27 protein-coding genes and 1 other RNA gene are annotated in these 20,846 nt (G+C 50.6%); 3 read left to right on the forward strand and 25 right to left on the reverse strand.

Going from position 1 to position 20,846, the window contains the following annotated elements; translation table 11 throughout:
• Positions 1-31: 31 nt before the first annotated feature.
• The 8 genes from AC53GJ_RS11290 to AC53GJ_RS11325 all read right to left on the reverse strand — a co-directional run bounded on the left by AC53GJ_RS11290 (position 32) and on the right by AC53GJ_RS11325 (position 9,807).
• The gene (locus tag AC53GJ_RS11290; RefSeq protein WP_496727806.1) at positions 32-1,684 is read right to left on the reverse strand and encodes a phosphoethanolamine transferase; all 1,653 of its coding nucleotides are present in this window, start codon (positions 1,682-1,684) and stop codon (positions 32-34) included.
• Positions 1,681-2,451: a phosphatase PAP2 family protein gene (locus tag AC53GJ_RS11295; RefSeq protein ID WP_496727807.1), complete on the reverse strand. Its 771-nt coding sequence runs from the start codon at positions 2,449-2,451 to the stop codon at positions 1,681-1,683. Before AC53GJ_RS11295 ends, AC53GJ_RS11290 begins: the two co-directional genes overlap by 4 nt.
• A gap of 182 nt (positions 2,452-2,633) precedes the next feature.
• On the reverse strand, positions 2,634-3,881 hold the full coding sequence (locus AC53GJ_RS11300; RefSeq protein WP_496727808.1) for a tyrosine-type recombinase/integrase: 1,248 nt from the start codon (positions 3,879-3,881) through the stop codon (positions 2,634-2,636).
• Between the two features lie 362 nt (positions 3,882-4,243).
• The gene (locus AC53GJ_RS11305) at positions 4,244-5,362 is read right to left on the reverse strand and encodes a phage head morphogenesis protein (protein ID WP_496727809.1); all 1,119 of its coding nucleotides are present in this window, start codon (positions 5,360-5,362) and stop codon (positions 4,244-4,246) included.
• A gap of 94 nt (positions 5,363-5,456) precedes the next feature.
• Positions 5,457-6,215 carry a DNA adenine methylase gene (locus AC53GJ_RS11310; protein WP_496727810.1) on the reverse strand — a complete coding sequence of 253 codons (759 nt, stop codon included), beginning with the start codon at positions 6,213-6,215 and terminating at the stop codon, positions 5,457-5,459.
• A gap of 171 nt (positions 6,216-6,386) precedes the next feature.
• Positions 6,387-6,953: a hypothetical protein gene (locus AC53GJ_RS11315; protein ID WP_496727811.1), complete on the reverse strand. Its 567-nt coding sequence runs from the start codon at positions 6,951-6,953 to the stop codon at positions 6,387-6,389.
• 38 nt (positions 6,954-6,991) lie between these two features.
• Positions 6,992-8,452, reverse strand: coding sequence for a phage portal protein family protein (locus tag AC53GJ_RS11320; protein ID WP_496727812.1), 1,461 nt, complete (start codon positions 8,450-8,452; stop codon positions 6,992-6,994).
• Positions 8,449-9,807, reverse strand: a complete 1,359-nt coding sequence (locus tag AC53GJ_RS11325) for a hypothetical protein (RefSeq protein WP_496727813.1) — start codon at positions 9,805-9,807, stop codon at positions 8,449-8,451. The genes AC53GJ_RS11320 and AC53GJ_RS11325 overlap by 4 nt, the downstream gene beginning before the upstream one ends.
• 102 nt (positions 9,808-9,909) lie before the next feature.
• Between AC53GJ_RS11325 and AC53GJ_RS11330 the strand changes: the two genes are divergently transcribed.
• Entirely contained in the window at positions 9,910-10,179 is a 270-nt protein-coding gene (locus tag AC53GJ_RS11330) for a hypothetical protein (protein WP_496727814.1), read from the forward strand.
• 1 nt (position 10,180) lies between these two features.
• Here AC53GJ_RS11330 and AC53GJ_RS11335 read toward each other — a convergent pair whose 3' ends face one another.
• The 17 genes from AC53GJ_RS11335 to AC53GJ_RS11415 all read right to left on the reverse strand — a co-directional run bounded on the left by AC53GJ_RS11335 (position 10,181) and on the right by AC53GJ_RS11415 (position 19,739).
• A complete protein-coding gene (locus tag AC53GJ_RS11335; protein WP_496727815.1) occupies positions 10,181-10,690 on the reverse strand; it encodes a DUF1804 family protein in 510 nt (169 codons plus the stop codon).
• Entirely contained in the window at positions 10,690-11,013 is a 324-nt protein-coding gene (locus AC53GJ_RS11340) for a hypothetical protein (protein ID WP_496727816.1), read from the reverse strand. The genes AC53GJ_RS11335 and AC53GJ_RS11340 overlap by 1 nt, the downstream gene beginning before the upstream one ends.
• Positions 11,010-11,450, reverse strand: a complete 441-nt coding sequence (locus AC53GJ_RS11345; protein WP_496727817.1) for a hypothetical protein — start codon at positions 11,448-11,450, stop codon at positions 11,010-11,012. The genes AC53GJ_RS11340 and AC53GJ_RS11345 overlap by 4 nt, the downstream gene beginning before the upstream one ends.
• 100 nt (positions 11,451-11,550) lie before the next feature.
• On the reverse strand, positions 11,551-11,943 hold the full coding sequence (locus AC53GJ_RS11350; protein ID WP_496727818.1) for a Mor transcription activator family protein: 393 nt from the start codon (positions 11,941-11,943) through the stop codon (positions 11,551-11,553).
• A complete protein-coding gene (locus AC53GJ_RS11355) occupies positions 11,933-12,481 on the reverse strand; it encodes a gp16 family protein (RefSeq protein WP_496727819.1) in 549 nt (182 codons plus the stop codon). The genes AC53GJ_RS11350 and AC53GJ_RS11355 overlap by 11 nt, the downstream gene beginning before the upstream one ends.
• On the reverse strand, positions 12,478-12,678 hold the full coding sequence (locus tag AC53GJ_RS11360) for a hypothetical protein (protein WP_496727820.1): 201 nt from the start codon (positions 12,676-12,678) through the stop codon (positions 12,478-12,480). The genes AC53GJ_RS11355 and AC53GJ_RS11360 overlap by 4 nt, the downstream gene beginning before the upstream one ends.
• A 116-nt stretch (positions 12,679-12,794) precedes the next feature.
• Positions 12,795-13,472: a DUF2786 domain-containing protein gene (locus AC53GJ_RS11365; RefSeq protein WP_496727821.1), complete on the reverse strand. Its 678-nt coding sequence runs from the start codon at positions 13,470-13,472 to the stop codon at positions 12,795-12,797.
• 9 nt (positions 13,473-13,481) lie between these two features.
• Positions 13,482-13,552, reverse strand: an RNA gene (locus AC53GJ_RS11370) — hammerhead ribozyme type II.
• A gap of 1 nt (position 13,553) precedes the next feature.
• Positions 13,554-13,847, reverse strand: coding sequence for an HU family DNA-binding protein (locus tag AC53GJ_RS11375; RefSeq protein WP_496727822.1), 294 nt, complete (start codon positions 13,845-13,847; stop codon positions 13,554-13,556).
• A 58-nt stretch (positions 13,848-13,905) separates the two neighbouring features.
• Positions 13,906-14,175, reverse strand: a complete 270-nt coding sequence (locus AC53GJ_RS11380; RefSeq protein ID WP_496727823.1) for a hypothetical protein — start codon at positions 14,173-14,175, stop codon at positions 13,906-13,908.
• Positions 14,172-14,351, reverse strand: coding sequence for a hypothetical protein (locus AC53GJ_RS11385; protein ID WP_496727824.1), 180 nt, complete (start codon positions 14,349-14,351; stop codon positions 14,172-14,174). The genes AC53GJ_RS11380 and AC53GJ_RS11385 overlap by 4 nt, the downstream gene beginning before the upstream one ends.
• 2 nt (positions 14,352-14,353) lie before the next feature.
• A complete protein-coding gene (locus tag AC53GJ_RS11390; RefSeq protein WP_496727825.1) occupies positions 14,354-15,019 on the reverse strand; it encodes a DUF3164 family protein in 666 nt (221 codons plus the stop codon).
• Positions 15,020-15,055: 36 nt separating this feature from the next.
• The gene (locus AC53GJ_RS11395) at positions 15,056-16,354 is read right to left on the reverse strand and encodes an AAA family ATPase (RefSeq protein WP_496727826.1); all 1,299 of its coding nucleotides are present in this window, start codon (positions 16,352-16,354) and stop codon (positions 15,056-15,058) included.
• Complete coding sequence (locus AC53GJ_RS11400; RefSeq protein ID WP_496727827.1) at positions 16,351-18,012, reverse strand: transposase; 1,662 nt, start codon at positions 18,010-18,012, stop codon at positions 16,351-16,353. Before AC53GJ_RS11400 ends, AC53GJ_RS11395 begins: the two co-directional genes overlap by 4 nt.
• The gene (locus AC53GJ_RS11405; protein WP_496727828.1) at positions 18,012-18,905 is read right to left on the reverse strand and encodes a hypothetical protein; all 894 of its coding nucleotides are present in this window, start codon (positions 18,903-18,905) and stop codon (positions 18,012-18,014) included. The genes AC53GJ_RS11400 and AC53GJ_RS11405 overlap by 1 nt, the downstream gene beginning before the upstream one ends.
• A 6-nt stretch (positions 18,906-18,911) precedes the next feature.
• The gene (locus tag AC53GJ_RS11410) at positions 18,912-19,346 is read right to left on the reverse strand and encodes a hypothetical protein (RefSeq protein WP_496727829.1); all 435 of its coding nucleotides are present in this window, start codon (positions 19,344-19,346) and stop codon (positions 18,912-18,914) included.
• A 63-nt stretch (positions 19,347-19,409) separates the two neighbouring features.
• Complete coding sequence (locus AC53GJ_RS11415) at positions 19,410-19,739, reverse strand: hypothetical protein (protein ID WP_496727830.1); 330 nt, start codon at positions 19,737-19,739, stop codon at positions 19,410-19,412.
• A 132-nt stretch (positions 19,740-19,871) separates the two neighbouring features.
• Here AC53GJ_RS11415 and AC53GJ_RS11420 point away from each other — a divergent pair, with 132 nt between their 5' ends.
• Entirely contained in the window at positions 19,872-20,381 is a 510-nt protein-coding gene (locus AC53GJ_RS11420) for a hypothetical protein (RefSeq protein WP_496727831.1), read from the forward strand.
• 96 nt (positions 20,382-20,477) lie between these two features.
• Complete coding sequence (locus AC53GJ_RS11425; protein ID WP_496727832.1) at positions 20,478-20,843, forward strand: hypothetical protein; 366 nt, start codon at positions 20,478-20,480, stop codon at positions 20,841-20,843.
• The last annotated feature ends 3 nt before the right edge of the window (positions 20,844-20,846 follow it).

Here is a 20,846-nt window from a genome sequence, read left to right on the forward strand (position 1 = left end):
CGCCAATCGTTTTGGCATGGTGATGGCATATTTAACTCCCGGTACAACCAGCAAATAGATTGAGTTCGGGCCTGAACAGCTGACTGGCACGACCAAACAAAGCGGGCAAACTATGAAACAGATGGTCATGGCTCAGCGGCTGTGCTTGCTGTTGTTGCAGGCAGGCAAGGCTTAATTGCTGGTTTTTGGCAAACTCAGCGGACATCCACCAAATCAGCGGTACATTGGTTTGGGCTTTCGGCGCCATCCAGTAAGGCAAACCATGCAAATACACGCCATTTTCACCTAAAGATTCCCCATGATCTGAGATATACAGCATGGCGCTGTTGGGTTGTTGCTGCAGTTGTGCTATGGCACTAGCCAGCAGTTCGTCTGTCGCCAGCAGGCTATTGTCATAAGCGTTGATAATATGTTGCGGCTGACAATGGTTCAGTTCTTTCTGCTGGCATTCGGGGGCAAATACCTTTTGCGAGGCCAGACTGCGGCGAAAATATTCAGGTCCGTGACTGCCGAGCTGATGCAACACAATAAGCCGGTCTTTACTGGCAGGTATGGCCAATACTTGCTGTAACGCCTGCAGTAAAACGGCGTCAGTACAATCTTGCTGCTGGCAACGCGGCTGGGCAAATAACATCTGATGCGGCAACCGGTCGCAGACACCTTTACAACCAGAATTATGATCATACCAACTGACCTCGACGCCACTGCTTTGCAAAATATCTAAAATGTTGCTGCTATTTTTAGCGATGCTTTCGTCATAGCGTTCGCGCCCCAGGTGGGAGAACATGCAAGGTACCGAGTGCGCTGTGGCCGTGCCACAGGAACTGACCTGGGTAAAACTAACCACTGGTAACTTGCCCAGCCTTGGGTTGGTTGCACGCGGATAACCGTTCAACTGGAAATGATCGGCACGGGCAGTTTCGCCCAATACCAGCACTAAGGTTCTCGGCGCTGCCGCCGGTTGCTGATTACGTACATCCATAGCTAACACTTGAAAAGTCGGCGGAAAATGCGCCGCTAGCTGTTGTTTTGTCACTGCAATACCGGCCACCAACGGACTGATAGGTAAAGCATAAAACTTCACTGCCCGGTAATTACGAAAAAAGCTGGCCAACTCGGCATAGTGCGTGCTGGCAATCACGCCAAGGCCGGCAAAGACCAGCAACAAGCCAAGCAGCCACTGTTTGACACTTCGCTGCCAGTGTTGTGCTTTGAACTGAATATGGCGCTGCAGCCAGCCTAATAACAACAGCCAACCCAGGGTGCTGAGGATCAGATCTGCATGGAGCAGACCACTGGCTTCAGCGATATCGGTTTCCAGCACGTTTTGCAACATGGCCCTGTCAATCACAATGCCAAAATGACTGATAAAATAATGGCTGATTGCCGCGATCAAAAATAAGCTACTGAGCAAAACGCGTTGTAACAGCGGCAGTCCAGGCACACTCAGTAAGATAAACAAACCGCAGTTCAGCAACCACAACACCAGTACCAGGATTGCCTGTAAGCTGTATTGGCCCGGAATATGCTTTTGCAGTTGCGTCATAAATGGTGCCAGAAACAACAGCGTGCTCAGGCTTGCCAATAACAAAGCCAGTAACAGCGGGGTTACCACAAAGCGCTGGCGGGGATGTAATAAAAAACTATGACTGCGATGCAGCCACTGTAACGTCAGCGCATTCATTGCGGTGTCCTTGCTGTGATGGGTTGATGAGAATTTCCGGTCCAGCTTTGGCCAGCGCGCCGCCAGATATTGCGCGGCAAAGGCCAATAAGCACATAAACAAGCTATGCTCCAGCACCAGGCCGCACTGGCAATATCATGGGAAATAAAGTGAGCACCACGCAGTTGCTGCACCAGACCCAGACTGAAGCCGAGCAGGGCGCTGCCAACAAGGGCTGGCCGCGCCAGTCGTGGATAAAGTTGCAGGCAGAAAAAATACAACCCAAACCAGGCAAAACCAATACTGGCATGGCCTGCCGGAAAACAGGCATTACTGGCCCGATCGGCTGGCCAGCGACTGAATAAACCGGTGAAACTATAGGGACCGCCAAAAACTTGCAGATCCCAGGGACAATCCATCGGTAACAGTCGTTTTAATAGCGCCACCCCGGCCAGACTGAGTGCCAGCGTCAGCAGTAAGCGGCCATGAGCCTGCCGCCGGGTGCCATGCCAATCACCGGACGCAGCCGACCAGCAAAGCCGCACTAAGAAGTGCAGCAGCAGCCCCAAGATCACCGCTTGGTTACAGAGTCGGACTGCCCGATGCAGTAGTTGTTCAGTCAGCCAGAAATGCTGCAAAGACCACTGCTGGTGTTGCAATTGATACCAGAAATTTGCCAGGACAAAGTCCAGCTCCAGGCCATAACAGAGGGCAAATAGCAACACCAACAGCAGCAATGGCTGCAGCCACAGTTGTTGAGCAGAGGGTAACATCGCAGCGAAAGACACACCGTCTCCTGACAGACACAAGCCAATCAGGTGAGCCTAATGGGAAAGACTTAAAGCAACCTTAAGTCAGCCATGCTTTGCTGGTTTTCGCAAAAATAACAGTATTGAGGCTGGTTAGTCGATGCCATGTAATGAGGGAAAATCAGCGCCGTAACGGCTTACAACGACGCTGAGCAGGCAGATTAGTTACTAAATTCGTTTTCTTCGTGCAGATAAATCATCGTCGTTGAAACGTCAGAATGACCTAAACGGGTCATGGTTAATTTCAGATTTTGATTACTCATTTTCAGGAAATAAGTGGCGTGCGAGTGTCTTAACCAGTGCGCGCTGGCTTTTTCCAGGATACTGGCATCACGCAGTAACATGCCTTTTTCATCCTGATTATCACATTGTGAGGCTTGTTCCTGCTTAATTTTGCTAGCATGATCAAAGGTTTCCCGCATGATTTGAATAATTCGCCGCGAGCTGATTTGCTTGGTTGGCTGAGCGCCTGGGATCAAAGACATGGTATCTTTATAAAGTGGAGTAGGGTGACAACCTATCGAAACCCTGAATTCCTTCATCACAGCTTTTAAATCTTCAAATATTTCAATTGAACGTGGCTTATCGCCTTTACCGATAATATTTAATACCCATCTGTCGTTGCTTAAAATATCCACAGCTGCATAGGTATGATCAGCTGCTTCTGACAAACGTAAACCAGTGCCAACCAGCAGCGTCAGGATATAACGGGCGCGGATCCATTTAAATTGTTCAGCCGGCGTGGTCGCGGCACGTTGCGCCACAAATGTCTGATCGATGGTAAAATTGACTAAATCATCAGAAATGGCACGATCGGAAAAAGACTTTTTTACCGCGGAACTGCGGTTACGGCTTCGTGGTGACATCGCCGGATTGGCATTTAAGTGGCCGGCAATCACTAAAAAAGTAAACATGGCTTCGACAATACGCTTAGCCAATGCCTGGCTGGAATCACTCAAGCCGGACACAATTTGGGGCTGTTCAATTGACAACGGATTGGTTCTTTCCAGCGGCTGATATTCCTGGCGCAATTCAAAGGGCCGCCAGTTCAGATTGATGCTGGCTGGTTGCTGGTCAAGAAATTTTCGTTGTTTGGTACAGCACCAATGTTTCGGCGGCGCTTTAATAAACTCCAGATAAGCCAGCCAATCTGAGCGATTGACGGCACTGAGCGGTTTTTGCTTTTCATGGATCAACCAAAGCGCAAAGCGTTCAACTTCTTTTAAGTAATTCGCCAAAGTATTAGGTTTAGATTGGTACTGCGTCAGAAACTCAAGAATGACATCCCAATCTGATTCGGCATCCAGCATCGACATGGCTTCATTACGATTGAAACCAGGTTCAAAATGTGGCGGCTTAGTGATATATACAGGTTTGCCATTTTTAATCGCGATCAGAGGCTTAATCATGTAATAATTCTACTGTGGTTTTTGCCCATTATAGACTACTCACAATAAGAGTAGTGAGAAATCTTTTATGGGTAAATTGCCTTTTTGGCTATTTCCACGACTTCCTGCTGTATCCTCGTGTATGGGGTTGTTCAGTATTAGACACCAAAAATTTCGACCCCGTCCCGCAAAGCCAATAAATTCGCGGCTTTCCAGTTTTAACCCCATTTTTAAATTCGGTAAGATTCTGGACAAAACCTCTCAAAAACGCTCAGAATCTGAGAGGTTCTGCTCATTTTACGATAGGTTTTGGATCGTTTAATGAGAGCCTCTGTTCATTTTAACTGGCTTTAAATTTTCTTTAAACGCCATTTAAAGCCTGATTAAAGCAATCCAAGCAATTGCAGCAAACCAGCTATCCACACCAACCGCAATTTCCGTTCGCCACTTTGCACAGTTAACACGCCAGCGCCGCTATCGTATTGCGCCTGATCTGCATTGGCCAGCAACGCCATTAAATCCTGCATCGCGTTTGGCATCGTTGCACTTAATTGCGCAGCTATAGCACCAGACACCAACACAACTGAATTCGGCACCGCAATATTTGCCTTATATAAAGCAGAGATTGCTTCCGGCGGAATATGGCCAGCTACAAATCTGCTCCTGGCTGCATACTCTGGTGTTTGTGCTGACATATCGGCCAACCAAGCGCGATAGCTCGGCACTTGTTCCTGCAGTTTGGTATTCACCGCCGAGATACTGGTTTTTCTCACTACTGGTGGCAGCTTTACCAGCTCACGGCCAAGTGCAATATCTGGCGCAACCCAAGCCATACCCGGATTATAATCCCAGCCAAGATCCACACCAGGGAATTTTTCAATCACTTCGCCAGTGACTGTATCGGTCTGGCTTATTTTGCGCAAATCTACATTGCCGGGTTCTGTGAGTTTTAAATTCTGCCGTTTAAGGTCTCGCTCAGATAACGAAATAACTTTGCAGCGGCAGTTCCAGCCATTGGGCGGATAATGGGTTAGCCAAAATGGATGATCCACAGGTAATAAATAGTAGTGCCAGCGCTGGTGATCTGGTCGAACACGGGTATCGGCTGCAGTGCTATATAAAAGATAGGGTCGTGTGCCCTTCACTCTTTGCTGTTGAGTCCAGCGCCCTGCCGCATTGGCCGTGTTTTTGTTGTTTTGGTAAATCACGTTTGTTCGCCAGCCACGCTTGCCTTTATAAGACCAGCCATACTTGGCCACTGCAGTATCAAACTTCTTCCGAAAGTCCTGCAGCGTATCGCCGTTACTAATAGCTGCAGTGACAGCCTGGTGCAAATCATTCAGCAGCGCCAGATTAGTCGCACCAGCCACAGTAAAAGCCCTGGCATGAATGGAACCTTGTAAATCCCGCCAGGTTTCGCTGGGCAGCTGTAATTTCTGCAGGTGGTAAGCGATTGCTTCCTCAAAAGGAATAATAGTGCTGCTGTATTGGGCTTTTGGCATGTTTAAACCTGTTTAAACTGGGTTTTAAATGGACTTTAATAACTTTAAATAGCGTTTAATAAGCAAAAAAAGGGCGTCCGTGCCCTGCTCGCTTTTACCAGTTTTTGATGATCAGCTCCTTCGTTGGATCCGATTTTCCGCTACCGCCGACGGTATAAGTGATATCAACGGTTTCCATGGTTAAACCGGCGAAGACTTTGCGCATCATCGGCACGTCATTGACGCTGATAATCACTTTTCCTTTGGCGTTTTTGGCGATTTCTGCCATTTTTTGGTACTGATCCAGCCCAAAATCAACGCCATAACCGGTGGTCTGGAAATAAGGCGGATCCAGGTAAAACAAGGTGTAATCCCGGTCATAGCGCCGCATACATTCTTGCCAGTCCAGGTGTTCAATCAGGGTTCTGGACAGCCTTAAGTGCGCCTGGCTTAAATCATCTTCAATCCGCAGTAAATTCAGCTTTGGCGGCGCACTGGCGGCAGTTCCAAAGGTTTGGCCTGAGACTTTTCCGCCAAACGAAAGCTTTTGCAGGTAGTAAAAACGGGCCGCGCGTTGGATATCGGTCAGGGTGTCCGGGTTGATGACTTTTTGCGTTAAGTATTCCTCGCGACTCACTAAACACCATTTAAAATGGCGGATAAACTCCTCCAGATGGTTCTTGATCACCCGGTACAGATTCACCAGCTCACCATTCACATCGTTGATGATCTCCACTTTGGCGGGCTGTTTCATAAAGAACAGTGCCGCGCCACCGGCGAAGGGTTCAACATAGGTCTGATGCGCCGGGAACAGCGGTAACAGGTGTTTTGCAAGACGGCGTTTTCCACCCATCCAAGGTACTACTGGTTTCATTTTTATGAGCCTTATCATTGATTTGATTTAAAATTTTTTGTAGGCTTCTCGCACCGTTCGCGAGCGGTAGAGAAGCCATGGTTGGCTCACAAGGCTAGACTTGTGTGTTAATGGAGTTAAACAAGTTCGCGCTTGCGTAACTCCGCTTCTCTTTTTTCTTCCTTTACGCCGTTATTTCAGCGTTTTCATCATCCGCAGCATGTCTTGCTGCAGCCGTTCAACCGACTGCAAATCCCCGCGCTTTTCATTGCCATGGCTGCTGCCAAAGAAAAAAGCGATGATGCTGGCGATAATGGTGCCGAGCACAAAACCCAAAATCGTATCGGCAAAGCGGATACTGGTTTCCGGGATGGTGGTAAAGGTGATCAGCGTCACATATCCGGCCGCAAAGCAGCTCCAGAAGATGGTCAGGTAGTAAATAAAACGCTTGGAAAAGGTGTCGTTTTGCTCCAGCGCCGCGCGTTGCAGCGCCCTGGCGTCAGCTTTGTCCTGGTAGGCCATTCGCTCGAGTTCAGTTTCATTAGCCATCACCGCGCGGCTAAATTCAATCTGCAACTGCTTGTCGTTATTGAGCTTTTGCAAGGCGGCTTCAGGCGTTGATGCGCCTGTAATCGCCTGGGCGGTTGCCGTTACTTTTTCCGCAATAGCAGCACCATTATCACCGCCAATCCAGCGCCCTAATTTAGCGTCAATTCCGGTTAATCTGGCCAGCGCCAGGGCAATTGTTAAAGGTTCCATATCATTTCCTCGCTTTGTTTAAAGGTTATTTAAAGGGTTTAAAGTGGGTCTGTGTCGGCATCGCTCATGCCTTGTAAAAATTCCAGCGTCAGCATTTGGCGTGTGACTTCGGCCATTGAACTTGCGGTAATCCCAGGCATGGCTTGTTCGATGCGTTGCTTTAAGTCCTGTAGGTCGTTTGCGTTTTTGGCAAACTGGAAAATCGCCGTGATGTCCGCGTCGGTCGCTTTATCAAAACCATTAAAAGGCTCAGGCTGGCTAACGTCCGGCGCTGCAAAGTCCGCTTTGGCGGGTGTGGCAATACCGGAGCTTTCCTCGGTGATCTCCAGCACTTCTTCATTGTCTTTTGGCTCGGGCACACCCAGCTCGTTGTAGGCCCATTTTTTACTGACCGGCACCAGACGGCCGGTTTCGCGCACCCGGTTGACCGCTTCCAGATTGACATCGCGCTTGTCCTTGAACATAAACACCGGCGGCTCGCCGCCGTTAAAGTTGATTTCATGCAGAATTTGCAGGATTTGATTGCGTCCATCCGATACCAGCGCGCGGTCTGCGCGTTGGTTTTCGCCAGCGCGTTTGGCGTGGGTTTCACTGGCTGCACGTGCACCCTGGCCATTCTGTTCAGTGGCCAGCGTTTGGCTGGTCAGCGCCTTGGACATCTCACGGTTGCAGAGGTCAATCAGCTGGGCTTGCACAGGTTCGCCGCCGCCTTTACGCTCTAAAATCTCGACACTGGTATCGTCTGGAATGGCCGCAATGCCATCCGTTACCAGCTTCGACAGACCATCCAGCAAATCGTCGATATCCTTGCTTTCTGCGCCCTGTGGATATTTACCAATCGGGAATGGCACGCCAAAGCGCTCACACAACTGCACAAAAAACTGAAAACCGCCATGCTTAAAAGTCCAGGGCCAAAAGCAGGAGGATAAAAGTGCAATGCCATAGGCGTTATCAGGCGCTGGCATGTGCCTGACGCAGAAAAAGCGGCGGCTATCGACGTCAACGCCTTGCGGTTGCAGCTTGGTTTTCAGCAGTAACTGGTGATCCGGGTTAAATGAAAAGCGACGGTTCTCCCAGGCTTCAATGGTGCTGGGTAGCCAGCGCTGATCATCAGATTTTTCATAAGGGCCGAGGTGCAGCACTGAGAAGCCATGCAGGATGGCACTGTATAAATGCCAGTCCAAATCAGCCCAGCGCAAATTGATGCTCGGCGGCCTGTTAAATAGCTTTTTAGCCATCAAATAGCTGTCTTGCGATGCCTGATCTTCGCCACCTGGTACCAGTTCGGTTTGAAAAGCTAATAAGCCAGCCCGCATCGTGCGCAACTCACCAATCACATGGGCGTCGCGGCTGATAGAGTGATAAATCTCGGCGGTTTTACCGGCCTTTCTAAGAATGGGATCCGGGTTCGGCAATTCGCGTAGCAGCGCCCAGCTCTGGGGATCGGTTGCGGCGCGGCTGAATAGCACTTTTAAGTTATTAAATTGGCGGGTGCTCATACTCGGTAGCCTTTGATTTGATTAGTAACACGCTTCGAACCAATGCGGGGCATGCCGCCCATGCCAGTGCTGGCGATCATCCAAAGGATTGACGCAGCACACAGCAAGTCGAAGTGATGACCGGGTTGTTTTTGTGGCCAGTCTTCCAGCTCACCTTTGAGCAAGGTGCATTTCTCGTGAATGGCGATTTGGGCCGGTGAATCGGTCACGAATGGCTCTAATGCTGCGATCCGTTCTTCCTGGCTGATGATGGATGTAACCCCGCGCAAAGGCAGCGCAACGCTTTCGTCCAGGCCGCGCTTTTTAAAGTCGCTGCGCATATAGTCAAAGGCGTTATTGTTCTCGAACCCCCACACCAGGCAGCCGAATTCTTTCTGCACCTTGATAATGTCTTTGAGTAATAAACTGGCCCCGCGCACCTTGCGGCTTTCGTATTCGATATGCAGTTTTTTCAGCTCACGCGACCAGAAGCCAGCGACTATTGCACTGGGATCAGCAGTAGTGGTTTTGCCCATCGATGGGTCACAAGCCCCATACGGCAACCAGTCGGCTAAGCGATTGACCCAAATTTCATAGCGATAAAAAATCTGCTCATCATCGCCCTTGGCAATGCCCTGCATCTCGCGGTTAAACTCGCGCGGGTTGCTGGCCCACATGGCCATCAGGTCATATAAACTGCGGACACTGGGCCAGCTGGTTTCAGCACCGGCAGACATCGCTTTTTGATGTTTAAGCCAGAATTTAAAGGATGGCCGCGCCTCTTTGGCCAACGCATCACCGCGCGAAGCTGCGGCTTTTTCTGCTTCTTTGTCGGCATAAATCATCAGCTCGCGGCATTCACTCCAGCGGTCCATATCGCGCGGGAATGTCTTGATGGCTTTGAATTTATGCACGATATGGCCAGGCGCATGTTCGGCCCGGCTAATCGGGTCGTCGTTGTTTAAAACCGTGTTGACACCTAAGAATTTAACGCTGCCATCTGGTGGCCCCAGGTATTGCACCGAGGCTTCCAGAAAGCGCCAGCGGGATTCGCGTTCGGTCGGTGATTTGGCTTCGGCGTCAGTAATAATATCGTCTGATAACAGTACCTTTGGACGGCTGGCTCCATGGAAAGCACCGCGCACCGCCTGATCAGCCCCTCGGCTTTCAAACCGTACCCCTTGAGCCGTCGTAAATTCGCCAATCTTCCAGTGGGCACTGGGTTTACATAGCTCCGGGAAGTCCAGCGCCAGGTTGTTATTGTTCAGAAGTTCTGTTTTAACCACCTCCAGCGTTTTAGCGGGCATACGGGCTTCAGCACCGAATAAAATGACATAATCAAGGAACAAAGACGGCTCTGGCAGTCCAGTTTCCATCCGCACCGATTCCAGCTGCAATAAGCCCTGAGCCGCCAAAAATAACGGCAAAATCTTACAAGCCAGCGTGGATTTGGCTTCACCGCGTGGGGCCACATACCAGTGCTTCCAGCCGGTAGCCAGCGCCAGGGCTTTTGGCACCCACTGCATAAATTGCTGCTGAAAATCGGACGGCTGAGCGCCAGGCTCAAGCCACATATGATGCGGAAAATACGTGTAGACAAAATACTCAAAATCGCCTCCAAGCACGCGCTTACGGCGCGCAGTAATGGCCGCTGGCGATGGGTCCATCTGCCGGGCTTTGGCTTCAATATCACGGCGCAGCAGCGCAGCCGCGCGCTCCAGTTCGTCCAGAAATTCCTTGCTGGTTAAATCAGCCATGCTCGGACATCTCACGGTCAATCACAGGCGCGAAGGCTTGCAAGATCACCACAAACTGCGGCGCAAAATCAGGAAAGCGCGTGCTGACAAATTCAGCCAGTTTCTTGATGACTTCGGCCGCGACTGTTCTGCGGGCGATATTGGCGTTGCCGCCGGAGACCTTCATGACTTTGCTCATCATGTCGGTCAGGGAGGACAGGATTTTGGTGCGTTGATCCAGCGGTAAATCATCGCCTTTGGACTTTAACAGCTCAAAAGTAGCAGCCACTTGCAGGCTGAACTCTTCCACAAAATCAGTGGTAAATTCCCCAACCGGGCCTTTGGCGCGCCTGGCGGCAGTGCGGGCCAGATCCCAATCATCGCCCTGCTTCGCCGCTTCGGCTTTCCAGCGCCGGACCGTGCCTTCAGCCACATCCACGCACGCGGCCGCAGCAGTTAGTGACAGCAAGCCGTTGACGTAACTATCGCGCACCTGGTGCTTTTTATCGGTGCCGTGGGCCATTACTTCATTGCCCCTTTAACCAGTTCCGCGACCAGCATGGTAATGACACCAGCGGCACCGCCATAAACTGCGACTTTGACCTTTAAGTTTGAAAGCTCATTGGCATGATGTTGCTGTGCAGACTCAGTGGCACTGACGCGGTTATTAATTTCCACAAAACGCCGGTCGATATCGTTTTCAAGCCTGTCTAAGCGGTCGTTGACTGTGGCGGCAGATTCACGGATAGCCACTTGCTGCGAGCGTAGCGCTTCCAGAATTGCCTGCTGGGTGGCCTCAATAGAACCCACGCTATGAAATAATTTATGCTCCTGTTCTGGTGTCATGGCGCGATCACCTTCACTTCAGCAGAATTGGTGGTAGCCACATCAAAGTGCAGCCAAGTCACATCACGTTCAATGCGGGTTAAATGAGGGAACCGATGCGGGTTGGCCAGGATAAACTTGCGAGCTTGCTCAGCCGTGACGTGCTTAAAATTCACGTCAAAGGCGCGGCCGAATTTATGCTGGCTGTGAATAGCCCCGACCACACAGTTAAACGGACGCCAGCCGCGATATTGGTTGGACCCACCGGCCGCCCAATTGTTGACTGTGGCTGGACCAAACTCATCCCGTAACGCCTGCAGGGTTTTCAGTGCCCGGTCGTCGAACAGGTTTAAGAATTTCTCCGGCGTTTTTTCAAACTTTCTGTAATAGCTTTCTGGCATTAACTCATGCCAGAAAAACGAGGGTGCCAGTGGGCACTCAATTGGGTTTGTGATCATGTCGCGCGTCCTTGGTAAAGTGGCGACACCATTAGATCAGTTGGTTAAGAGAATGGACGTTGTAAAATCATTTGCACTACTGGGGCTGGAATGGCCTGGCTTACTCAAACAGTAAGCCAAGCTGTTTTTTATTCGCATCGTGTTCGCGGTAAATGTTTGTGATCTGCTGCCGGGTGATATGGTACCGGCGCACCAGTTGCTGGATGGTGCTGGTTTTGTTGTCCAGCTCCTGGCAGATTCGCTGGTTACGGATCTGCATCAGTACCTTGTCGACCATTGGCACCTGGTAGTGCTGTTTTGGCATTAAATCCGCCCAGTAATCGGCCAGCGCCTGGCCGAATACCTGCACCACCACATGCTGCGGTTTGGGATACTCAGGGATAAAAAACAGCTGTCCCTGGTACTCCTGCAGCACGTTGATGGCCTGCTCAACGCCCAGCACTTCGACAATCTTCCGCACCCCATACGGCAGTGCTTTTAAGTCAAACTCCAACGGCAACCTCCTGTTGTTGCAGGTAGGTTTTGCGCACCTGGTGATAGCTCTGGTGGCGCAGGGTGTCCCCGGCTTTGCCAAGCGCTTTGATCATTTCGCGTTTGGCCCACAGCTTCAGCGTGTTAATCACATAAGCCGCATCGTCATCCCGCAGCCAGGTGCATTCCGCAATGCCTTCACCACCGTTCTTTTGCGCTGTCATCCGTTTGATATAGCTATTCAGCGCAGTTTCGCTGCTATCGCGGATAAAACGCTGTTCAGCCATAAACAGCCACAAGGCTCGGATCACACTGCGCGCATCCGGCTGCGCTTTGGTGGATGGACTGATGCGCTTCACCGGCGCTGGCTTCACCCAGGCTTTAAACCCCAGCTGATGGAAGCGCGCCAGGGCGGCTTCCAGCTGTGGCAGTGTCAAGTCTTTACTGCTGGTTTTACCGTCACTGACAGCCGCCAGATTAGCGCGGTAACAGGCATCATCCATCTGCAGCTGAGTTTTCGCCACATGCAACAGGCGGATCAGGCGTTGCATCTCTTTCATTGCCGGGACTCCCCTGGTTGCGGCCCGTCCCCAACAATCTGCGCAGCCAGCTTCAGCCCTTCGATAAAGCCCTGATGTTCAGGCGTACCCGCGACCAGCACAGCGCCATTGTCCAGCCGATATGACTGGTGCTGATTGGCCAGAATGGCGCGCAGTTTGTGTTTTGATTTGATGTCTTGTAATACGTTATTCAGCATCTTCGTTATCCCTTATGTCTGCTTGATCCCGGTTGCCACTGACAACCAACTTGATGGCCACGACAGCGAACACCAGCCACATGAAAATCCATTCCCAAAGGTCCATGACGCATCCCTCAAAAGTGGCCAATCCGGTCACTGTGATTGCCATCCAGCCCCTGATTAATTTTCACCTGGCGGCCATCTTTGAGTCCGTCCCAGCGGGCGTCCTGGTCGCGCTTTACATCTTTGCTGTCGCGGCCCTGCAGGGTCTTTAATTCGCCGTGTTTGTTATTCTTGTAGCTCTGGATCAGCTTTTCTTCATCGTCGCTGACACGCCAGCTACTTAAGTTGCTGGCTGCGCCACAAACCCAACCTTCGCAATACAAATCGGCACGATTGACTTTGGTCGCGCGTTTCAATCGTTTATTCAGACTGGCCTGATAATCCCGGCGCGCTTTTTGGAGTAATTTGCCTAATACCGAGTAGCAATATGCGGCAATCTGCACCCGATCTGTTGGCCCTACAAACTCGATAAACTTGCCTAAAAAGTTATGGATCCGAATAGAGCGGACACCGAAGGTGCTGTTCACTAACGCATTCAAAGACACCGACCAACGTGGCGGCTTTTCGCTTGTATTGATATCGCGAATAATCTCTGATGCCATCGACTGCAACTGTACGTCGGTCATGGTCAGGTTATGCTCGGCCATAAGCTTCTGTGCCATCCGTAAGGCAGTTGCAGCCTCGTTCGGGTTTTTGCTTTCACTCAGGGCGATCAGTTTTTTAATTTTTTGCAAAATACGTTCTGACAATTTCAATCTCCTTCGCTGCTCATCAGTACCAGGCCACGACGCCTGGCAGACGCAACCGGCGAACCGGCTGCGTTTCGCGCTTTACGAGTTGAGTTGATCCAGCAACTGCTTGGCAGGCGAAAACTTCACAGCGTTTTTGGCGGCAATTGTCAGGCTTTCACCGGTCTTCGGATTACGGCCTACCCGAGCGGCTTTGGCCTGCAGCTTGAACTTGCCAAGCCCAACCAGTGCAGGTTCATCACCGCGAGCAATGGCATCCGTGACCACTGTGGTCAGGCTATCCAGCAGTGCTGTCACGTCTGCTTTGCTGACTGCGCGGTCATGACTGATGGTCATTTTTTCAGTGACGGCGGCGATTAATTGTTGTTTGTTCATGGTCTTTTCCTTTTTTGGTGATTTAAGTTGTTAACTTCTTTCTTAAAAAAACTGGTTTTTAATTCGTTTCTTTTGCAATCGAAACGTACGCCTTCAGCACTTCAAAATCGGGCTGCTCTGTTTCTACAAAATCCACAAATTCCTCGACATTGAGCTGATAGGTTTGGGCTACACCGGCCAGCAATTCGTCATACCCTGGCAGCAACGGCTGCCACTCCATCTTGTACATTTCCGCCAGTGCCTTGGCATGGCTTTGCATGGCGACCACGCTGTGCAGCAATGGGTCGGCCAGCGCTGCAGCTTTGAAATATTCGTCAAAGTCACTCATTGCCGCCCCACATAGGGCGACGTCAGTGGCTCAGCACCTTCGCCCAGGACCCATTTCAGTGCGGCGGCCACACCGTCTTCAAACGTCATATCTGGCGCGTTTGTGCCGTATGTGGCTTTCAGGCGTTGCGCTGCAGCCAGTTCAATTTGGATTTGTTCAGAGGTGATGGCTGCCATGGCTACTGCGCTCCAAACAGAAACGGATCCAGTTCAACCGCCGAGAACTGGAGCGTGATGGGCCGGTATTCGCCGTTTTCGCCCCGGTAATAAAACAGGTAGTAACTGGCGGTATCATGGACTTCCAGCGCGCTTTCCAGTGCTTCCACGGCTTGACGCCACAGCGGATGGTCGATGTCGATGTTCTTGATGTCGATTAAGCGGCTCACGCTAATGCTGTTTTCTTTACCTGAGCCAAAGGCGCGGCCAATCAGCTTTTTGGTGGCTTCATCTGCGCCCACCGTCACCGCTGAGTGGTATTGCATAAAGAGCTGACGCGCCGCTTCGATATTGGCGTTGACCTGAATTTTGTCCTGCATCGAGCGCTTTAACTTCAGGGTGCCGTCAAAGCTATTCATCTCAATATTGCCCTTGATGCGGCCCATCTTTTTCACGCCATGGTCGCGGGCGAGCTTGGCGATAAAGGCCGGGATATCATTGGTCAGTTCGGTTTTTAACGTCACCAGCTGCCGGTGAATGTCCACTGCGCGCGGGATGTATTTACGCACAATCTCATCGGCTTCAAGTTTGTCGGCACTGACGTTTTCACGGCGAATAAGGTTGCCGGTTGGGTCTTGCATATAGCCTTCCGGCGGCTGTTGCGGGTTGATGTATTGCTCAATGGTCATCGTGTTTTCCTTGTTTAAATGGAAGTTAAAAAGCGTTTAAAGTGCAGGCTTGTTCAGCACTTGCTTAAAAATGGAGTTCACCAGCATGCGGTCGACCTTCTTGCTGGGATCCCGGCTGCACACGCTTACCAGGTGTGGCAGCAGGTTTTCACACAGCAGACGGGCGTTGCCTTCCACACGCTGATGCAGCCATGCCCACCAGGTGGCGTCTTGGTCAGCCAGCGGCAGTGCTTGCTGGGTTAAGCTCAGAAACAATTGTTTAATATCGTCGCTATCAAGCTGGCCTTTGGGCATTGGCCAGAAACAGACGCGGCTGGCGATGAGTTCGTAGCGGTCTTCTGACTGCAGCCGGTCAGTCAGTTTGGTATTGCCAATCAGCACCACACCGACATGGGCGCGGTCGCTGATGGTGCGAAGTGGATCCAGTGCGTTCGGTTTGCACTTATCGGCCTCGTCCAAAATGATGATCCGGTCGGCCATATGCAGGGTTCGGATGATCCCATCCAACAGGCGGCTGGAGACTGGCATTTTGGGTAGCCCCAACTTTGACGCCAGTGCAGCCAGCAGAATGTTGGCGGTCATTTGCTCATGGCCCACAACCAGCAGGGTTTGTGGGTTTTGCCGGATGTATTCCTCCAGGCCGTAGGTTTTACCCAGCCCTGGCGCACCGGCAAACACTGAAAAGCGGCGGGCACGTTTGGCGTGGGCGCAGGTGTATTCAATCAGTTCAGACATGCTGGTTTTGACAAAAGGCACATCGCCATAACGCAGATTGATTTGCGCCAGTTTCGCTTTGTTGGCTTCAGCGTCCATCTCAGCTGTTGGCGCGGTCTGCTCCGCAATATGCGCAGGCTCAATGGCGGCCCAAATGCTGCGCAGGTGCTTGGATGGATCTGCGGTATATTTACCGTTCACAATCTGGCTGAACCAACCCGGTGTTTTGCCGAGTTTTTTCGCCACAGCGGCGGCGGTGACGCCACTGACGCGCAGCTCATGATCATCCAGTCTTTTCAGGATTTGGCGCGACAGTTCGATATCTTCAGCCGAGTATTTCGGGCTGTATTGGCCATCAAAATCACCGACGTCGGTGAGCGTTTCCTGAACGAAAATCACCTGCCACAGCGCGTCCAGGACATCGCTTGGATCATAACAACACTGCTGGTCCAGCACCGTTTTCACCATCTCAGCGCCAAACTTGGTGCTGTAATCTTCCGGCGTTAATTCGCGTTGTTTAATCGCCAGGTTCAGCTTTTCAATCATCCGCAGATGCTTTTGCGTGTATTGAAAAGGCTGTTCAAGCCGTGGGTAAAAAGCCTTCATATCTTCCATTTTCATCTTTGCTCCAGTAACTGGGTTAACAGGTTTTCAGAAGGGCTGGACTGGAACTGCACCAAGTCAGCCATCAGCGGGGAGTTCTCTTGTTGCACTGGTAATTGCAGTGGGATCACGTTATTCATTGCCGGTAAGTCGGCGCTTAATTCAGTCAGTTGCTGCAGGTCAATGGTGCTGGTGAGGGCCGCACGATGGCGCACTTCCAGTACCTTGCGTTGCAAGCGTTTTTCCTGACCGACCAGGCGGTTTTGGGTGGCTTCTTCGATGCGGCTGCTTGGTAGCGCCGCCACTTTGGTTTTGAGCTGCGCCAACATCAGGAAACTGCCGTCCAGCTGTAATAACGCCACCTGGCTGTCATCGTGCAGGTCGTATTCAGCCAGTAATTCCTGACCGTTAAACTGATGCAGATAATCAGCGGCATAGTCGCGTTTGTGCAGGCGTACCCTGCCCCGCAGCACGTTGACTTTGGCGCGCGGCCGGATTTGATAATCCGCCATGCCAACCGGCACCCGCTCTAATTCCTGCCAGACATCCCAGCGGGTTTTGCCCGCAACTTCCGGGTGTGGTTCGTGGTGATACCAGTCTAAAAAGTCTTTAAAAGCGGCAATCCATTCGTCCAGGCTTGGCAGGTCAATCTCACCGGCTTTGACGCGGCGAAGCACTTCGGCTTTATGGCGTTCGTCATGGTCGCGGCCGCAGTAGCTGGTAAATGTTTTGCCGAGGCGGTCTTCCAAGGTTAAGAAAAACCGTTCAATCCACTTGGCGCGGGCGTTGCCTGGGATGGCAAAAATCGGTTCGATATTAAACTGAGCATAAAAGCCAGCCGTATCGTCATTCATCATGGCTGACTTGTAGCCAGAGCCGTTATCCAGATACAGCATGGCGGGCACATGGTCGTGGGTGGCCATAGCGCGGCTAAGTGCAGTCAGTGTGCTGATAGCGCTTTCGGATTCGGAAATTTCCCAGCCGACAATGACGCGGCTTCTCACATCCATAAAGGCAGTGAGTTCAGCGCGCCAGGGTTTACCGGTATTCGGGTGCGCCAGGTACACATCCAACGTATGGCCGTCGGCGTTATATAAAAAACCGGCCGGAATGGTGTCGGTGTGGCGGATACGGTGGTCTTTATGCCGTTCGCGGTAAAGCTTAGCGCCAACCCGATAAATGCTGTCCGGGCCTAATTCATGCGGCATGGCATTGATAAATGAGCGCAGCCGGCTCGCAGTGGCACTCTGAAAACCAAGCCGCTGCAAATGGTCGGCCACCATTTCAAGGCTGGGTTTGTTGGGGCTGTGAAAAATCTCCAGGCACTTGGCTTCCCAGCCATAGTCCTTGCGGGCTTTGCCCTGATGGCCCGGCACCAAGCCATCCATGCCAAGAGTTTTATACTGCGTCATCCAGTTATACAAGGTGGCGCGGCTTGGGAATTTCTTCAGCTGCAACAGCGCAGTTTTCACCAGCGGGCTGGCGGCACCGGTTTGCAGCTCTTGCTGCAGTTGGGTAAGAGCCACATCAATTTTGCCGCCCTTGCGCTGGATTTCGCTGACCAGGCAATAACGCGCCTGGGCAGTACGCTTGGCCGTATCGGATGCTTTGGTAAAGCTGGCTGCCACTTCAACCTGGGCAGGTAATTGTGAAAAACGATAGACAGCGGGATGCATTATTTCGCCCCCTTCTGGAATTCATACATCGACAGCATGTACTGGCGGTTGGCCATGGCATGCTCCCATTCGGTCGGGCTGTAACTTGGCAGGTTTTCGCTGCCGGCAAGTTCACCGGCAAATTCGCGCTCTAACATCGACAACATGCTGCCAATCCCGGCACAAACCCCAGACCAGGCATGCCAAACCGCCCTTGCTGCGGCCAGGCGTTCATCCGGGGATAAATGGCGGGCGTTTAATAAAGCATTCACTTCGGCAGCAGACTCATTAGCGGCAACATCAGCCACCGAGCTTTTACCCAGGCAATTCTCACGGATTTGGCAGACCAGCTCAGGCCAGCCCATCCGCTCGGTTTGGCGGGTTTTAAGTTGCAGAAGGTTCAGCTCGTTAATGGCCGCCGCCGCTTTGTCCTCGACTTCGGCTTTTTCCAACCGCAGGCGTTTTACTTCTTTGGCGAGTTCGCGGCTGCTAAGCTCGGATAAACCTTCTAAAGTTTCGTCATCCAGCTTGTCTAAGACTTGAATTGGTAGCCTTGCCATTTCACGCAGTTGGGCATGGTTCATGCTCAAAAGGGTCCGCGCGGACCTTTTTGCTTCAGGCAGTTCGATAAACATTTTGGCTATTGAAATACACTGCTTTGCTGTTTCGTATGGGAAACAACCATCAATAAGCTTTTGCTTAAACTCACCATGTGAACATTGGCTTTTAACCTGCAGCAACAGCAGACCTTGCTTCAGCGACGCCAGCTGCTTTTTCTCCTCCAGGCGCACAACTTCTTCCATCGCTTCATCAGCCGAATCTGGAAAAATCAGCTGTACTTGAGTCGCCAGCGCTTCCAGCCGTTCAATTGGCATCGAAGTATCGTTATCAAGGATTACTGGGTTCTTGGCCATTTGTGATTACTCCGGCCGTGTTAAGCGAAGTAAGTTTGATGCCAACTGATCAGCGGCACGGATTTTTTCAGTGCCTTCAATCGACAAGGTCGCATACTGCTGTAGCAACTGACCACGTTCATCAATTGCAGTAAACATGATCGGTTTTAGCAGCGCATTGGCAGGCTCAATACTTGAAACTGCCCAACATAAAGCAGGCAAAAAGTGGACAGGCATATGCTGATCGGTTTCCATAGATAGCCATTTGTTCAGCTTTACAGGGGTAACAACCTGAGTTCCGCCCAGGGCTTCGTTCATACGGTCTGCAACCATGACCCTGCTATAGCCACTTAGGCGGATCGCTTTGTTCAATTCACCAATAAAGAAGTGATAAATATCTGCATTAGGTGGTGTTTCACTTTTGAGGATGCTTGTTTGCAAACTTTTGATAAGTTCTTCCATGCTGTTCTCCGGTAATAATTTCAGTAACAATTACTTGTGATTTTCACTAGCAAAAACTTATGACTAAGCAGAGGATGGCACTGTAATTCCTGCTCGAATTGCGGCAACAACTTGTGCTCTGCGCTCTGTTCTTGGTTTGCGACCTCGGGAAGGAATAGATTTTGTTCCGAATACAAGGGCAATATTCAGGTTTAAAGCCAGTGAAACAGCTTTTTGTACCGGGTATGAAGAGCTTTTCCGTCGAATAACATTGCTAACATGGCCTGGTGTCACCTCCAGAGCCTTAGCGATATCCGAGACCAGAACGTCTCTTTTTGTTAGTTCTTCAAGGATTAAATCAGGAGTCATTCCCTCTTTTTCCTTAATGTTTACTGGGCTTTTTTGATTTTGCATGTGTTAAACTCCTTTGGTTATGACATGCTAAAACTGTTTGGTCATTAGCATATGCTATTAGTAATAGCTTATGCTTTCTGCGAGGTCAATGGTTTTTTTGATTTTATTAACTATTGCTATTAGGCGTTGCTTATGGAATTATCTAGTGATACCCTAAATTCGTTTGATTTAGAAACTGCGATTGAAAATATAAAGTCAGTCTCAAAAACCAAAAGTATCAATGGCTTAGCTTCTGCCTTAGGTGTTTCTGGTCCAGGTTTGCATGGTGCGATTAAGAAGGGAGAACTCCCTTACAAAGCTTTAATTAACACTGCTGTGAAACAAGGCTGGTCTTTAGATGAAATTTTTGGGATCAAGGTCAAGCAAGGCGCTATGGAACAGGCCAGGCCAGTTGCTGTAGAAGAACAGCAAACCAAGCCTAAAGTTGATAAAGGTGAAGCCCTCCGTTATTACACGGTGGTTGAATCAGTTATTAACAAATATTTACGTGGACCTGACATGGCAAAACGAAATCTGGCACCTGAGACAGTTGCAGATATCCGGGCGAAACTGTTCAAGATTTTATTTGAGCAGGCCATTCAGTTTGATGGCAATCAAACTCTGATAGACGCAGTGGCAAGGAGTGCTTTAGAGCTTATATAAGAGAGTATTATGCACAAGTTATTGTTATTATGTTCATTTATATCAATCAGTTGCTATGCATCAACCCCACTAAAAGACCGTGCCGTGGTAGAACGAATGGAAGCAACCATACGACTACCTGATCAATCCAGCATGGTGGTCGATATGGACTTCGATTGCGGCAGTGATTTTGCCTCCACGGCCATGATCATCACTTCTGATCATGGCGCAAAAATGTTGGCAGAATTATACAGCCATCGTTATGGGCCAGCCGCAGGCAAGAAAGTGATGAAAACCTGGAACTCCAAGAAGAAACCATCGGATCCAAGAAAACCGACCTTCTTAATTGTCCGGGAAACCCCACCGCAAACGACATCGTTAACAAAAACTACTGAAGCAGCAGAAATGCAAAGTGTCGAATATGCCGAAAGTATTATTGGTTTCTGTGGCACACGCGAACATCCAAATAATCGTTTAAATTAAAAA

The sequence above is a fragment of the Rheinheimera sp. B2H12 genome, assembly GCF_059620065.1.